At 69.1% G+C, this 14,233-nt stretch carries 12 protein-coding genes and 2 pseudogenes; 10 read left to right on the plus strand and 4 right to left on the minus strand.

Going from position 1 to position 14,233, the window contains the following annotated elements; genetic code table 11:
• Positions 1-62: 62 nt before the first annotated feature.
• Positions 63-536 (minus strand): tyrosine-type recombinase/integrase, encoded by a 474-nt coding sequence (locus J2S43_RS36940; protein ID WP_306837141.1) that lies wholly within the window; start codon positions 534-536, stop codon positions 63-65.
• A 283-nt stretch (positions 537-819) separates the two neighbouring features.
• Positions 820-1,341: pseudogene (locus tag J2S43_RS42370) on the minus strand (hypothetical protein); the annotation flags it as partial.
• A 42-nt stretch (positions 1,342-1,383) separates the two neighbouring features.
• Here J2S43_RS42370 and J2S43_RS36950 point away from each other — a divergent pair.
• Entirely contained in the window at positions 1,384-1,923 is a 540-nt protein-coding gene (locus J2S43_RS36950) for a hypothetical protein (protein ID WP_306837145.1), read from the plus strand.
• Positions 1,924-2,630: 707 nt separating this feature from the next.
• Here the strand turns inward: J2S43_RS36950 and J2S43_RS36955 are convergent.
• Together J2S43_RS36955 and J2S43_RS36960 are read right to left on the minus strand one after the other, a co-directional pair.
• Positions 2,631-3,290 (minus strand): hypothetical protein, encoded by a 660-nt coding sequence (locus J2S43_RS36955; RefSeq protein WP_306837147.1) that lies wholly within the window; start codon positions 3,288-3,290, stop codon positions 2,631-2,633.
• A gap of 629 nt (positions 3,291-3,919) precedes the next feature.
• Complete coding sequence (locus J2S43_RS36960; RefSeq protein ID WP_306837149.1) at positions 3,920-4,285, minus strand: STAS domain-containing protein; 366 nt, start codon at positions 4,283-4,285, stop codon at positions 3,920-3,922.
• 204 nt (positions 4,286-4,489) lie between these two features.
• Between J2S43_RS36960 and J2S43_RS42490 the strand changes: the two are divergent.
• The 9 genes and pseudogenes from J2S43_RS42490 to J2S43_RS37005 all read left to right on the plus strand — a co-directional run.
• Positions 4,490-4,765: pseudogene (locus J2S43_RS42490) on the plus strand (septum site-determining protein Ssd); the annotation flags it as partial.
• A gap of 268 nt (positions 4,766-5,033) precedes the next feature.
• Complete coding sequence (locus J2S43_RS36970) at positions 5,034-6,197, plus strand: tyrosine-type recombinase/integrase (RefSeq protein WP_306837152.1); 1,164 nt, start codon at positions 5,034-5,036, stop codon at positions 6,195-6,197.
• A complete protein-coding gene (locus J2S43_RS36975) occupies positions 6,194-8,707 on the plus strand; it encodes a tyrosine-type recombinase/integrase (RefSeq protein WP_306837157.1) in 2,514 nt (837 codons plus the stop codon). The genes J2S43_RS36970 and J2S43_RS36975 overlap by 4 nt, the downstream gene beginning before the upstream one ends.
• Positions 8,708-9,104: 397 nt before the next feature.
• Positions 9,105-9,323: a hypothetical protein gene (locus tag J2S43_RS36980; RefSeq protein ID WP_306837159.1), complete on the plus strand. Its 219-nt coding sequence runs from the start codon at positions 9,105-9,107 to the stop codon at positions 9,321-9,323.
• 2 nt (positions 9,324-9,325) lie between these two features.
• Positions 9,326-9,940, plus strand: a complete 615-nt coding sequence (locus J2S43_RS36985; RefSeq protein ID WP_306837161.1) for an RNA polymerase sigma factor — start codon at positions 9,326-9,328, stop codon at positions 9,938-9,940.
• A gap of 150 nt (positions 9,941-10,090) precedes the next feature.
• Positions 10,091-10,687 (plus strand): CpaE-like family protein, encoded by a 597-nt coding sequence (locus J2S43_RS36990; RefSeq protein WP_306837163.1) that lies wholly within the window; start codon positions 10,091-10,093, stop codon positions 10,685-10,687.
• Complete coding sequence (locus tag J2S43_RS36995) at positions 10,684-11,937, plus strand: TadA family conjugal transfer-associated ATPase (RefSeq protein WP_306837165.1); 1,254 nt, start codon at positions 10,684-10,686, stop codon at positions 11,935-11,937. Before J2S43_RS36990 ends, J2S43_RS36995 begins: the two co-directional genes overlap by 4 nt.
• A complete protein-coding gene (locus J2S43_RS37000) occupies positions 11,934-13,427 on the plus strand; it encodes a type II secretion system F family protein (RefSeq protein WP_306837168.1) in 1,494 nt (497 codons plus the stop codon). The genes J2S43_RS36995 and J2S43_RS37000 overlap by 4 nt, the downstream gene beginning before the upstream one ends.
• Complete coding sequence (locus J2S43_RS37005) at positions 13,424-13,909, plus strand: hypothetical protein (protein WP_306837171.1); 486 nt, start codon at positions 13,424-13,426, stop codon at positions 13,907-13,909. Before J2S43_RS37000 ends, J2S43_RS37005 begins: the two co-directional genes overlap by 4 nt.
• Positions 13,910-14,233 lie beyond the last annotated feature (324 nt).

The raw sequence follows: 14,233 nt of genomic DNA on the forward strand, positions 1-14,233 counted from the left end.
ACCCCCCGACGGGGGTCGTCACCTCTTTAGGGTCCACTATGCTGAGACGTTTGCGCAGCAAGCTAGCCCGCGTCGGTCTCGTCATCCTCTCCATCCGGGCCGTCGTCCGGCCCCAAAGTCAGCGGAAAGTCAGCAACGGCGTCCAGCGCGCCCCTCACGCGGGCCTCGTAGTCGACCGGGGCGTGTGTGTATCGGTTGAGCGTGGTCGATGCCTGTGCGTGCCCCATGACCCGCTGCACGGCGTTGATCGGCACGCCGTCCGACACGAGCCACGTCGCGTACGAGTGCCGCAGGTCGTGGAATCGGAGCGTCGTTGGCAGCCCGGCCCGCCGGAGCGCGGGCGTCCATACGCGCCGCCGGAAGTTCGAGCGCAGCAGCGGCGTCCCGGCCCCGTTCGGGAACACGAGCTGATCCGCCCCCGGCGTGTCGTCGAGCGCGTCGCGGACGTCGATGAGCATGGAGACCAGGAATCCGGCAGCGGCACCGTACGGCTGCCAGCGCGGGATTTCGGTATGGGCTGCACCCGGACGCAGCATGCGTCTCCTCCGCGACCTGGCGGACGCTCAGCCGGGCCGTGGTGAGGTCCAGCGCGCACCACGGCAGCCCCGCGCACTCTCCCCACCGCAGACCCGCCCCGGCCGCCGTGGCGACGATCGCGCGGTGTTCCTTCGGCACCGCCGGTAGCAGCGCGGTGAAGAACTGGTCACGGCTCACCGTCGCGGCCCGCACCGTCCGATCGTCCTTCGGGCGGCCGACCTTCACCCCGGCGGCGGGGTTGACGGTGATGTGCCTGTTCTTGATCGCCGCGTCAAGGATCGTCAGGAGCATCCGGTGGCACTTCGCCACCGTGGCCGGCGCGAGCGTCTTGTTGAGGCCGCTCACCCACTCCTGGATCGTCATGTGGTCGATCTGCGCGAGCGGCCAGCGACCCCACTTCGGCATCACGTGAGTGCGCATGAGCGACACCGTCCGCCCTGCGGTGCGAGCCTCCACGTCCCGGCTCCCAAGCCAGCGCTCAGCCACGACGCGGAAGTGCACGCGACCCGCGTGAGGGCTGACGTACGTCCCTCGGTTCTTACTCCCCTCGACGTCCGCGAGGAAGGCAGCGGCCTCCTTCCGGGTGCTGAAGGTCTTCGCCTTCTGGTCTCCAACCGAGTCGCGCCAGTTTGCGCGGAAGTTCCCGGCCGGAGTTTTGTTGATGCATGCGCAGGGAACGCTCGGGGCCGCCCGGCATCTTGCCGACAATATTTCGGAGCTGTATCGGGAACTCAAGATCCGTCGATTTTCGACAGTTGCTCTGAGCCGGTACGACGCGGAGGATCGTCTAAAGATCTTGTCCACGGAGAGGGTAACCCCACTCTCTCGGCACGAAGGTTGAGGCCGATGCGTATCCAGGTAGCGTCGCAGCCATCCACTGTGAGCAGTGAGAATGAAGACTGGGTGTCCGCCTCGCCAGCGCTGATCGTCGTACTGGACGGCGCGACCGCGCGGACGGGCACCGGGTGCCGGCACGGCATCTCGTGGTACGCGGCACAGCTTGGCGCGGCGCTTTCTGCTGCGGCAGACGACCGGGACGTTCCACTGATTCACGCCCTTGAATTGAGTATTGAGCGAGTGGCAGGAATGCACCCGGAATGCGACTTGACTCATGAGGCAACGCCGTCTGCCGCCGTGGGTTTGGTGCGCTTCGGAGATCCTGTCGAGTATCTCGTCTTGGGGGACGTGTCCGTAGTCATAGACGTCGCCGAGCGCATTGACGTAATTTCCGATGAACGAGTCAGTCAGACGGCTATTAGTGAGCGCCTGGTAGCCGATCAGTTCCCGATCGGAGCGCCGGAGAAGAGCGCTGCGATGGTTAAGATCCAGAACCGCGATCTAAAAGCCCAGCTCAGCCACCCTTTCGAGGCATGTCGATCATGCTAAGGGGTAAACCTGGGCCTAGGGTCCGTTCAGGGATGAGATGCACCGCGACCTGCTCGACGCGATCACGTACGAGGCACGACACCGCGCCAAGCACCTGGCCTACGAGCAGCTTCGCCAGGAAGCCGACTGAGTTGCGACCGCCCACTGGTAGAACAGCTCCTGCCGGCCGTCTGGGATCAGACCTTCGCCTACGGCATGACCAACCCGACAGCTCCGGATCCGGACATGCCCCGCGCTACGACGGACAAGGCTCACAGCGGTGCCCTTTACGCCCATCTCGCGACATCAGGGAGGGATGGAAAAGGGCGCCGATCCCGCGGAGTCGGTCGTCTCGTGGCGACACTGAATGGTGAGCAGGTTCGCACCCAGTTCAAACATGGGCAGGCATGCTGATCGCGAGGCTATTCTGGCGAGGAGCTGGCCCTTGGTTCTAATCTAGTAGGTGCATTTCGGATAGGCGGGAGAAAGATCAGGGCGAATGTCGCAAATGGTCCCAGGAATAGTGACAGTGCCGCCCATGTAAAGCTATGGCGGCCTTTTAACTGGGCAAATCCGGTGTTTATCAACAGCAGAGTCAACCACCACATGCCGCGATCGAAAGTCGTCATGTATTCATGATAGCATTGGTGGCCCCTCACTGGCTTGAGGGGCCACCATATTATTCGATTGCTCAATTTGCCTGGTTTGCTAGCGCGAGTTCCTTGCCGCTAGCTGGCAATCCACGTGACGCTGCCGTTCGCTCCGTAGCGGTACCAGTTCCATGGACGGTGGTGAGCGAGGCAGGTACCCCATAGCGGATTGTAGACGTAGCAGAGGTCGAATTCGTGTCGTACGTCTAGAACATTCCAACCAACGCCGTAGCGCGGACTCACTGAGCAACCCAAATATTGGTAGGTCGGAGTATTGTCTTCGCCGCCCCAGCAGCTCTGCGTATTGTACGTGATCCATGAGCCGTCGCCGCACCAATCGACTTGGTAGGTACCCCATAGGTCGTCGTTGCCATACGTGCCTATGTCCTGCCAGCAGCCCGCGAATCCGACGTCGTCGCCGTTGGTGCGCTTGGTAGGTCGCGGCGCTTCTGCTGCCGTGTCGGATTTGCGAATGATGGTCGGAGGCGTAGAGCGCTGCTTCGCCATGTCGAGGTTCTTGTCCATGCCGCGATCGATGATTTCTTGGCGACTCAGCGCCCGTGTCTCGTGGGCGGCGCCGAACTCGTCGGTCCAGCGGACAACGTTGGGGTCCGTGGCCGAGGCGGTCGGCTTCTCGTTGATGCCTGCCGATGCGGCCGGCGCCGCCGCCGAGGGGGCAACACTGGCTAAGAGTACGACGGCTGTCATGACCGGAATGACGATGGTGGACTTCCCCAACGTAGATAGAATCCTACTGTTCCTCACGGGCTCCTCCTTGGATGGGCGAGACGGGGAACGCGTGGTCGCGGCGTGCCAGCGCCGCGACCACACCCCTATGCCGCTGCCACCATGCCGGATCGATGCCTGTCTCTCAAGGTCTACGGCGGTTAAGTGTCTTGACGCTTCGGCTGCTCCGGTGCAACGGCGTGGCTTGCGGCGGTAGTGGCATGACAGCGCCGGCTATAGATCATCAAGAAGGTCTGCACAGCCCAGGTTGCTGCCGAAGGTGCGCTTTACGTGGCGCCATCGATGGTCATCTCATGATCATCCGGACGCCGTCGCGGTAGAGGCTGTCGCATGAACGACAATCAGTGCGCCTGCGAGGACAGTATGTAAGCACGCCCCTTCATGCGAAGGGTGCCGTTGGAAGTCGACGCGGGTCAGTTCAAGTTGATTCTGCATGAGCTGGGTCGGCCTGGGCGGCGCGGAACGCGCCATTCGGAGTCAGCAGAAAATCAGCAAAACCCTGCGCAAGCGTTGGTAACAGACGACAACGCCCGCCAACGGCGCTGCACTGTACGGGGATTCTTGATCTCCGCTGCCAGCCGTTGGCGGGCGTCCGCCGTCACCCCCCCGGACGGGGGTCGTCACCTTTCCACAGTCCTTTGTGGGCCGGATCTCTCCGGGTCTTCGTCCACTCCGAAGAGATCGCTGAGGCCGGTGATCTTCAGGACCCGGCGGAACGCGGGGCTAGGCGCCGTCACCGTGAACGCGCAGCTCGCGTCCGCTGCCGCGCGATAACCGGCGATCAGTGCGCCGAGGCCGGTCGAGTCGATGAACGTGGCCTCCGCGAGGTCGATCCGGATCGCGGCCGGGGCGTGCCGCGCCAGCACGTTCCAGATCTCGCCGGCCATCTCGTCGGAGTGGGTGTAATCGATGTCGCCCTTGATCGTGACCACGACGAGGGGCCCGGCCGGCACCGGCTCCGGGGACAGCTCGCTTGTGATCTCCATGGGCACCACTCCAACGCCGTACTGGCGACCAACATACCCAACATCATTCACGTTCGCTCGGTAGGTGCGGGCTGGTCCGTAGCAGATCAACCGCGGTTCCGGGCGTTGTCCACAGGCCCGTCGCGCATCCACAGGCGCGTCCCGGCGAGCCGCGCGAACGGCGAATCTCCCCTGGACATCCTTCCCGGTCCATGGGGGTTATCGATGGCTCGCACCGGCTTCCGGCCACTCGTCGTCACGGCCGACGAGGCACTGCTCGACGATCTGCTGCGGCTCGCCGCGGTGGCCGGCACCGAGCTCCAGGTCGCCACCGACCCGGCGGCGGCCCGCCCGCACTACGCGCACGCGCCGGTCGTGCTGATCGGCTCCGACCAGACCGGCCCGCTCGACCGGGCGCGCCTGCGCCGCCGGGCCGTCGTGCTCGTCGGCCGCACCGCCGTCGCCGATCCACCGGCCGACCTCGCCCAGCGACTCGGCGTCGAACACATCGCGGTGCTGCCGGCCGCCGAGCGCTGGCTCGTCGACCGGCTCGGCGCGCCCCCGCCCGCGCCACCCGGCCGGGTCATCGCGCTGCTCGGCGCGCGCGGCGGCGCCGGCGACATGTTGACCGAACTATCGAGCGTGCTCGCACCTAGGCCCGTTCGATTACCAAGCGTCACCTTGATCTTGTTGTTCCGTTGTTTGGGATGTGCTGCTGGGGATCAACATCAGAGAGATTCCGGAGATCCGGTGCGAGCCGGTGGGCCGCGTGGTGCGCTCCGACGACCCGGTGCTGCCGGTTCGGGTTATGGACGGCGCGGGCGTCGAGGTGGAGCCGGTGAGCATGTTCCTGCGGGATCTGCGCGGGTGCGATTACAGCGTAGAGACGTTGCGGTCATACGGACTGGCGTTGTTGCGGTGGCAGCGGTTTCTGTGGGCGGTGGAGGTGGGGTGGGAGCGGGCGACGCGGATCGAGGTCCGGGACTTCGTGCTGTGGCTGCAGCAGGCACCGAAGCCTGGGCGCCTGTCGAAGGCGCGGTCGGGGTCGGTGAACGTGGTGACGGGGAAGCGGTATCGGGGTGCGGGGTATGCGGCGCGGACGATCAACCACAACCTGTCGGTGGTGAAGGGGTTCTACGACTTCCACGCGCATTTCGGCGGTGGGCCGGTGGTCAATCCGGTGCCGCGGCCGCGGGTCGCGGACGCGGCCGGGCGGGTGCACGCGCACCACAATCCGATGGAGCCCTACCGGCAGCACCGGCGGGCGCCTTACCGGCAGAAGGAACCGAAGCAGGTGCCGCGGGCGATCCCGGACGGGCTGTTCAACGACCTGTTCGCGTCGATGCGCAGCCACCGGGACCGGGCGCTGTTGGCGTTCTACATCAGCACGGGGGCGCGGGCCTCGGAGCTGCTCGGCGTCACCGGGGAGTACGTCGACATCGGTCAGCAGCTGATCGGGGTGATCCGGAAGGGGTCGCGTGACCTGCAGTGGCTGCCGGCCTCGCCGGACGCGTTCGTCTGGCTGAGGCTCTATCAGCAGCAGTTGCGCCGCCGGGTCGAGTTCAGGCCGGGCCTGCCGCTCTGGGTCACGCTCCGGCGTCCGCACGGTCCGCTGAACTACGCGGCGTTTAGGGCGGTGCTGCAGCGGGCGAACGCGGTGCTGGGCACGAACTGGTCGCTGCACGACCTGCGGCACACCGCCGCGCATCGCATGATCGACGACCCGAATCTGTCGCTGGCCGACGTTCAGTGGCTGCTCGGCCATATGCAGGTCACCACGACCCAGCGCTATCTGGAGCCGCGGGAGGAGGAGGTCGTCGCGAAGTTCCGCGCGCACCACGCCGCCGCGGCGGCGCAGCCGTCGCCACCGCCGATCGCGGACGGCTACCGGCCCGAGGTGATGCAGGCGCTGTTCGGAAGGAATCTTCCGTGAGCCCGAGCACCACGGCAGCCGAGGCCGTGTCGTCGACGCGGCCGGCCGCGACCCGCACGAGACGTTCGGACGTGTGGTCGCCGCAGCGGGACCTGAAGCGGCCGGACTTCGACGAACGGCTCGCGCTGATCGAGCGCACCCAGCGGACGTTGGCCCCTCGGGCCACACCGCGCTCCTGGTGGCAGACCGAGAAGAGCGTCGGCGAGGTGGTGGAGCTCGTGGCCGGGCTCGACCTTCCGCAGGCCTCTGCCGAGGGCCTGCGCCGGCGCAAGCGCTCGGCCCGGGAGTTCCTGGGCTGGCTGGAGCAGTTCCCGGGCGCGAACTGGCAGCAGCGCTGGTTGAACTGCGGCCTGGAGGACGCGGAGGACCGGTGGCTCGATCGCGTTCAGCAGACCTGGAAGGGCGCGGGCACCACGCAATACCATCGCTCGTCGATCTCGACCGGGATGACGATGCTGCTCTGCGCCGAGGTGCTGCGGCCGTCCTACCGCTGGCTGCTCAATCAGCACTTCAACTTCGGCCTCGGGTTCGTCCGCCGCTGCATCGACCCGGCCGGGTTCGCGCGGCTCGAAGCGCACTGCGACGCCACCGGCCGCGTCGGCGGCGTCCGGCAAGGCGCGCTGAACTGCGTCGCGATGGTGCTCATCAGCAAGGGCGGCACGATCGCCGACATCACGGTCGACGACGCCGTCGAATACGCCAACGTCCGTCGTCTCGTCCACGCCAGCGCCCGGAACGTCTCGCTCTTCTACGCCATGCTGGTCGAGACCGGCCTGCTCGGCGGAAACGCCCCGGCGAGTCTGTCCGCCGCCCGCTCCCGCGGGCAGCTGACGGTCCACGAGATGGTCGCCGGCTACGACCTGCGCAACGCACAGATCCGCGAACTCCTGACGGCCTACCTGACAGTCCGCAAGCCCGACCTCGACTACACCTCGCTGCGCGCCCTCGCCGGCACGCTCTGCTCGCTGTTCTGGCGCGACATCGAGCACCACCACCCCGAAGTCGACACGCTCCGGCTGCCGCCGGAGATCGCCGCGGCTTGGAAGGAACGCATCCGGACCAACCGGCACGACAGCACCCGCGCCGGCACCGCCCGCGAACAGCCAGAACGCGTCATGGGAGTCATCCGCGGGCTCTATCTCGACCTCGCTCAGTGGGCGCTCGAAGATCCGGCCCGCTGGGGCCCGTGGGTCGCGCCCTGCCCGATCCGCAGCACCGAGTGCCTGGCCACCAAACAGAACCGGCGCCGCCGCGCCCGCATCCACCAGAGGATCCGCACCCTCGCACCGATCCTGCCGACCCTGGTCGACACCGTCGACCGCCGGCTCAAAGCCGCCACCGCCCGCCTGAACGCCACGCTCGCGGTCTCGCACGGCGACCCGGTCATCCTCGACGGCGAGCGGTTCGTCCGGTCCGGCACCGGCGGCTCCACACGCGTGTTCGTCCACGACCCGGACGGCCGGCGCCGCGATCTGACCTACGAGGAGGACAACGCCTTCTGGGCCTGGGCCCTGATCGAGGTCCTGCGCCACACCGGCATCCGCATCGAGGAACTGCAGGAGCTAACCCACCACAGCTTCGTCGCCTACACGTTGCCGACCACCGGCGAGGTCGTCCCGATGCTCCAGATCACGCCGTCGAAGACCGACACCGAGCGGCTCATCCTCGTCTCCCCCGAACTCGGCGAGGTCCTGGCCGCGATCATCCACCGCGTCCGCCGCGGCAAAGCCGCCCTGCCGCTGGTCTCCCGCTACGACCACCACGAGCGCGTCCACAGTGCGCCGATGCCGTTCCTGTTCCAGCGCTTCCGCTACGGCATCGAAGCCACGATCACCCGCAACTTCGTCGCACGCACCCTCGACAACGCCCTCGCCGACAGCGGCCTGACCGACCAGGCCGGCAACCCGCTGCGGTTCACCCCGCACGACTTCCGCCGGATCTTCGCCACCGACGCGATCCGCACCGGCCTGCCCCCGCACATCGCCGCGAAGATCATGGGCCACCAGAACATCAACACCACCATGGGCTACGCCGCGATCTACTCCGAAGATGTCATCACTCACCACCGCGCGTTCATCGCACGCCGCCGCGCCCTGCGCCCCAGCGAGGAATACCGCGAACTCACCCCCGAGGAATGGCAGGAGTTCCTCGGCCACTTCGAGCTGCGCAAGGTCGAGCTCGGCATCTGCACCCGCGACTTCGGCACGCCCTGCGTCCACGAACACGCCTGCATCCGCTGCCCCGCGCTCCGGCCGGACCCGCACCAGGAGCATCGGCTCCGCGAGATCATCTCCAACCTCGGGGCGCGCCTTGCCGAGGCTGAGGAACACGGGTGGCTCGGAGAGGTGGCCGGGCTGAAAGTCAGCATCACTTCCGCCGAGAGCAAGCTCGCTACCATGCAGTCGATGAACCGGCAGCATGCGGTGACATATTTAGGGATGCCAAACTTTCGGGCTTCGGTCGGCCGGCACCTGGGCAATGAAGCTGCTGCTCAGGGCAAGGATCTTTAGATGGGCCCGCCGCCTAATCTCTTTGGCCGGAGCGGACGGCGGACCCCACTGACACAGTTTCCCGCGTCTACTGGTTAGAGACGCGGCCAGTGCCTTTCGTGAACTGCGGCGTGAACCAAAGTGGCGACCGTCACATCTTGACGGGTGTCAAGGGTTCCCTACTCAAGATCATCTGTGATTCTCGACACGGGCGCCCCCTGGGGTTGAGTTGGAACCACGCAGGGGGGACGATTAACGGCACAACTACAACCGGTGACGCCCACTTCTTGGCCGGAGCGGGGCCCACCAAGCTGACACAGGAGTACCCCCTTTGAGCGAGCTCACTGCGGGTGGATGCGGGCATGCCTGCATCCGCCACGCCCAAGCCCTGAAGCGCCGGACCGTCACGGGCGTCACGATGGTGACCGGCCTCGGCCTCCAGCTGATCCCCTGGGAATCGGTCAGCCCTCAGGCGGACCTGATCAACCCCACTCTGACCACCGTGACGGTGATCGCCGGGGCAGCCTTCGGCCTCGACGTGCTCGTCGCCACCGGGATCAGGATCAAGGAGTGGTCCAAGGGCCGGGTGATCGTCCTCAAGCTCGGGCCGCGCGATCGCCCTCCGGGCCAAGAGTGATCTTGGCTTCTGCCGAAGCGTCCTCAGCCTGGGACTCGGGAGCGACTCCGAACGCCCCGGAGAGCCCCGAGCCCCAGGCCGGCCGCTTTGAAGATCACCTCTCTCCTGCCGACCAGGCAGCCTTCGAGCAGTTCTTCATCGAGTACTTCCGGGCGCTCATGAAGATGCTGATCTGGGCGGGCGCCTCCCGGCACGAGGCGGAGGACGCCATCCAGGAATCGATGCTCGTCGCCTACCGCAACTGGTCCGACATCAAGCACCCCGAAGCATGGGTTCGGAGGGTCGCCCTACGGCAATTCGCGCGAACCCGGCAGCGATCGCAAGAGCTGGCCCCGCGCTTACTGGCGGGCGGATGGCTGCCGGAGGAGCGCGAGAACAAGGCGCTGGAACCAGCCGCAGTCGTCGCCGAGCGACACCTTGACCACGGCGCCTTGGAGGCACTCAAGAGGCTTCCGCCCAGGCAGCGCCAGATCATGGCGCTGGTCATGGACGACTTTTCCACGATGGAGATCGCCGAAATCCTCTCCATGGACACTAGCGCAGTCCGTTCCAACCTCTACAAAGCGCGACAGACCCTTCGCAACCAGATGAAGCAGGGCGAGCTCTTCGATCCTTAATCCGCCGCCTGCAATCTCGGAACGGTGCGTGAGTCCGAGAGGGCAATGTTCTCTCGGACTCACAGCGCCACATTAATTACTCTCGGTAGTTGATGGCTTTTGGGAAATCGTTCTAAGTAGTTCAAGTAAGCCAGCACGCTGGCGGTCACGTTGGCGGTCACCGCGGCCCGCGCAGGCAAGCGCGTGCTGCTGCTCGACGCCGACCCGCTCGGCGGCCGGCTCGACCTCATGCTCGGCGGGCGGCAGCTCAGCCGACCCGGCCCGGGCGAGCTGGTGCTGCTCGGGCTCGACCGCATCGACCCACTCGGCGGCCTGCCCGCCGGCGCGATCGTCGCCACCCTCGACGCCGGCCGGCGTGAGCGCGACCTGGTCGTGGTGGATCTGCCCCGGCACCTCGGCGAGGCCGGTGCGGCCGCGCTGCGCGGCGCCGACCGGGCCTACGTCGTCGTCCCCGCCGAGCTGCGCGCCTGTCTCGCCGCGGGCCAGGTCGCCGCGCTCGCCCGGCCACACAGCCGGCGGCTCTCCACCGTCATCCGCGACGCCTCCGCCGACACGCTGACTGAGGACGACGTCACCCGCACCGTGCGCCTCCCGACCGCCGGGGCCTACCGGAGCGAGCCGGCGCTCCGCGCGTCCCTGGCCCGGGGTGAAGTGCCGTCCGTCGACGGGCCCGGCCCGCTGGCGGACCTCTGCCGCCGCCTCCTCGCGGTTCCCCCGGGCTGCGGCACCGAGGGGGCGGCGGCATGAGAGGCGGGCTCTCCGCCCGCGTGCGGGAGCGGTTCACCGTGGTCGGGGCGGATGCCACCGAGGACGCCGTGGTCGCGGCCGTGCGCACCGACCCGGACGCGGCCCGGCTCGGCTCCGGCGCGGTGCTGCGCCTCGCCGAGCGCGTCCACGGCGACCTGGTGGGTGCCGGGCCGCTGACTCCGCTGCTGGCCGACGAGACGGTCACCGACATCCTGGTCAACGCGACCGACGTGTGGGTCGACCGCGGTCGCGGCCTGGTCCGCGCACCGGTGCGGATGGGCGGGGCCGACGACGTCCGCCGGCTCGCGCAGCGCCTCGCCGCCGGCTGCGGCCGCCGGCTCGACGACGGGCAGCCGTTCGTCGACGCCCGCCTGCCCGACGGCACCCGCGTGCACGCGGTGCTGCCACCGGTCGCCACCACGGGGCCCTACCTGTCGTTGCGCACGTTCCGGCAACGCCCCTATCGGCTCGCGGACCTCGTGCTCGCGGGCACCGTGCCCGGGCCGGTCGCGGAGATCCTCCTCGCCGTGGTCTCCGCCCGACTCGCCTACCTGGTGGTCGGCGGCACCGGCTCCGGCAAGACCACCATGCTGAATACGCTGCTCGGCCTGGTGCCGCCCACCGAGCGCATCGTCATCGTCGAGGACGCCGCCGAGCTGCGCCCCCGGCACCCGCACGTCGTCGCGCTGCAGGCCCGCGTGTCCAACGTGGAGGGCGTCGGCGCGGTCGACCTGCGCACGCTGGTTCGGCAGGCACTGCGGATGCGTCCGGACCGGCTGATCGTCGGCGAGTGCCGCGGCGCCGAGGTCGTCGACCTGCTCGCCGCCCTCAACACCGGTCACGACGGCGGCGCGGGCACCCTCCACGCGAACACGCCGGCCGACGTGCCCGCCCGGCTGGAGGCGCTGGGCATCGTCGGCGGCCTGCCCCGGGCGGCGCTGCACGCACAGGTGGCGGCCGCGCTACAGGTGGTCGTGCACCTCCGCCGCACCACCCGCGGCCGGATGCTCGACTCGATCTCCCTGTTGGCCGCCGACGGGCCGGACCGGCTGCTGACCACGCGGCCGGTGTGGCAGCGCGGGCACGGCCCGGGCTCGGCCGCGGCCGAGCTCGCCCGGCTGCTCGACGACCGAGACGTGCCAGTGCCACACCTGCTGCGGGTCCCGGTGTCGGCCCCGGTCACGGCCGGCGCTGCCGCGGTGACACCGCTGCGGCCCCGGCCGCGCCCGGACCGCGGTGACGCGTCGTGAGCACGTTCTGGGCGGCGATCACGGTGCTCGCCGGGACGATGGCGGTGCTGGCCGGCCTGACAACGTTCCGATTCCGCTCCCCCGCGGCCCTCACCGGCCCGCGCCCGAAGCGGCTCGCTGCGTCGGTGAGGCGCGGTCTCTTCGCGGAAGCGGCGGCGCGGCATGCCGCCGAGTCGCGGCCGGAGCGGCTGGCTGTGCCGGTGGGGCGGGGTCTCTTTGCGGAAGCGGCGGCGGAGAACGCCGAGTCGCGGCCGGAGCGGCCGGCTGTGCCGGTGGGGCGGGGTCTCTTTGCGGAAGCGGCGGCGGAGAGCGCCGAGTCGCGGCCGGAGCGGCCGGCTGTGCCGGTGGGGCGAGGTCTTTTCGCGGAAGGGGCGGTGGAGAACACAGCCGGGATACGGCTGCCTGCGGCCTTCCGCTTCGACGGTGCCAGCGGGGTCTTCACACCGATTCACGATGAACAGCCGTCCGCGCCGAATCCCGCCTCCCAGACGTCCGGCTCTTCGAGGCCACTCGGGGCGAACGCTTCGTTCTCGGGCCGGGCACCCGTCCGGATTCCACTGCGCCAGCGGGCCGGCGACGCCGCAGACGCGGATGGCGAGGGATCCAGGGCCCGTCGGCCTTCGGCACCGGATCCCACCGTCGAACCGCGGGAACGCGCCGACGACAGTGTGTCGGGACGTGCCGACGGCAGCGCGCAGGGCGGTTCTGGCGGTGTCTCGTGGCGTGTCGGCCGTGGGGCGCCGGGAGATTCTGGCGGGCTTTCACGGCACGCTGGCGATGTCGTGCCGGAGGGCTTCGGCGATGACGTGCCGGAAGCGGCGATGCGGCCATGGGCCGGTCCGTCCGGCGAGACGAGAGCTTCGAGGCGGTCGGCTCTCCGCGGGCTGGTGGGATTGCCACACACCAGAAATGGCCAGCGGCTGCTGGTGACGGCCGTCGCCGGGGTCTCCGCGCTGGCGGGGCTGGCAGTGGCCGGACCGGTGGGCATGCTGGTGGCCGTCTACTGCCGCCTGGCGGTGCGCGGTCTGCTGCGCTGGAAGGCCGCGCGGGCCTCCGCACGTGCCCGGACCCGGACGCTGGACATGCTCTGCACGCTCGCCGCGGATCTTCGGGCGGGGCTGCCGCACACCGATCCGCCCATGTTGCCGGATCCGCGGATAGGGCGGCTCACGTCGGCGGCCTGGCGGCTAGCGGAACATACCGGCGCACCCTTGGCCGACCTCGTCGAGCGCATCGAGACCGACACCCGTGCCATGGCCCGTGGCCAGGCGGCCGCGGCTGCCGAGGCGGCGGGCGCGCGTGCCACCGCCTGGCTGCTCGCGGCGCTGCCGGCGGGCGGTCTGGTGCTCGGCGCGTTCATGGGCGTCGACCCGCTGGCCGTCCTGCTGCACACGCCGATCGGCGCCGCCTGCGCGACCGGTGCCGTGGTCCTCCAGTCAGCCGGGCTCGCCTGGGCCAACCGGCTCGCCACCTCAGGGAGCACGCCATGACCGCACTGTCCCTGCCCCCTGCTGCGCTCGTTCGGCCCGCACTGATTCCGCCGGCACGAACCTGGCGCACGCTGATTCCGCCGGCTCTTACCCGGCCGGTACTGATTCCGCCGGAATTGATTCGGAGCCGGCCGGCGCTGATGTCGCCGATTCTGACGCTACTGGCGGGGCTGGCCACATGTGGCACGCCGGTGCCGCTGCCGGGCCGCGTGGCCGCGGACTGCATAGGCGGTCTGCCGAACGCTGACGCCCGCCCGCGAGCGTGCGACGCGATTGCCCTGCTCGTCGCATTGCTGTGGCGGCGAGGCAGGCAGGCCCGGGCGTTCTTACCCGGTCGCACATTCCGGCTTCCATCGTGCGGCACGCTCCGGCGGTCCGGTCCGGCGGTGCGAGTGCACCCGGACCGGTGCCCCGTCAGTCGCGCGCTGGGCTTGTCCGCGCCGGCGTGGTGGATCACCGCGATCGTGCGAGTGACGCCGTGAGCTGGATCGTCGTGCTGTCGGCCGTGGCAGGCACGGCGTTGCTGGCCGGCGTGTGGGCTCCGGAGCTGCTCAGCCGCCATCGATCTTTCCGAGCCCCGCGCGGCGCCGTGACGGCAGCGCCCTACACCGCCGAGTACGCCGGCGACGCGGGCGGGCCCGACGCGACCCCGCGCGGGGCAGCGGCCGGGAGTCGCACCGCGGCCGCCGTTCGCGATCAGCCGATCGTCCGGTACGCGAGCCGTGATGGGAACGGAGACCCGGCAGAGGAGCCCGCCGTCGGTAACCGGGCCGCTGCCGGGTACGGAGGCCAGACCGGCTCGGGCG

The organism is Catenuloplanes nepalensis (assembly GCF_030811575.1).
GTDB classification, from domain to species: Bacteria; Actinomycetota; Actinomycetes; order Mycobacteriales; family Micromonosporaceae; genus Catenuloplanes; species Catenuloplanes nepalensis.

What these genes read in the sequence shown, in the direction of transcription:
- J2S43_RS36960 (WP_306837149.1), bottom strand. Translation starts at nt 4,285, where the DNA reads ATGGAGATCACAAGCGAGCTGTCCCCGGAGCCGGTGCCGGCCGGGCCC.
- J2S43_RS36980 (WP_306837159.1), top strand. Translation starts at nt 9,105, where the DNA reads ATGGTGACCGGCCTCGGCCTCCAGCTGATCCCCTGGGAATCGGTCAGC.
- J2S43_RS36940 (WP_306837141.1), bottom strand. Translation starts at nt 536, where the DNA reads ATGCTGCGTCCGGGTGCAGCCCATACCGAAATCCCGCGCTGGCAGCCG.
- J2S43_RS36950 (WP_306837145.1), top strand. Translation starts at nt 1,384, where the DNA reads ATGCGTATCCAGGTAGCGTCGCAGCCATCCACTGTGAGCAGTGAGAAT.
- J2S43_RS37005 (WP_306837171.1), top strand. Translation starts at nt 13,424, where the DNA reads ATGACCGCACTGTCCCTGCCCCCTGCTGCGCTCGTTCGGCCCGCACTG.
- J2S43_RS36995 (WP_306837165.1), top strand. Translation starts at nt 10,684, where the DNA reads ATGAGAGGCGGGCTCTCCGCCCGCGTGCGGGAGCGGTTCACCGTGGTC.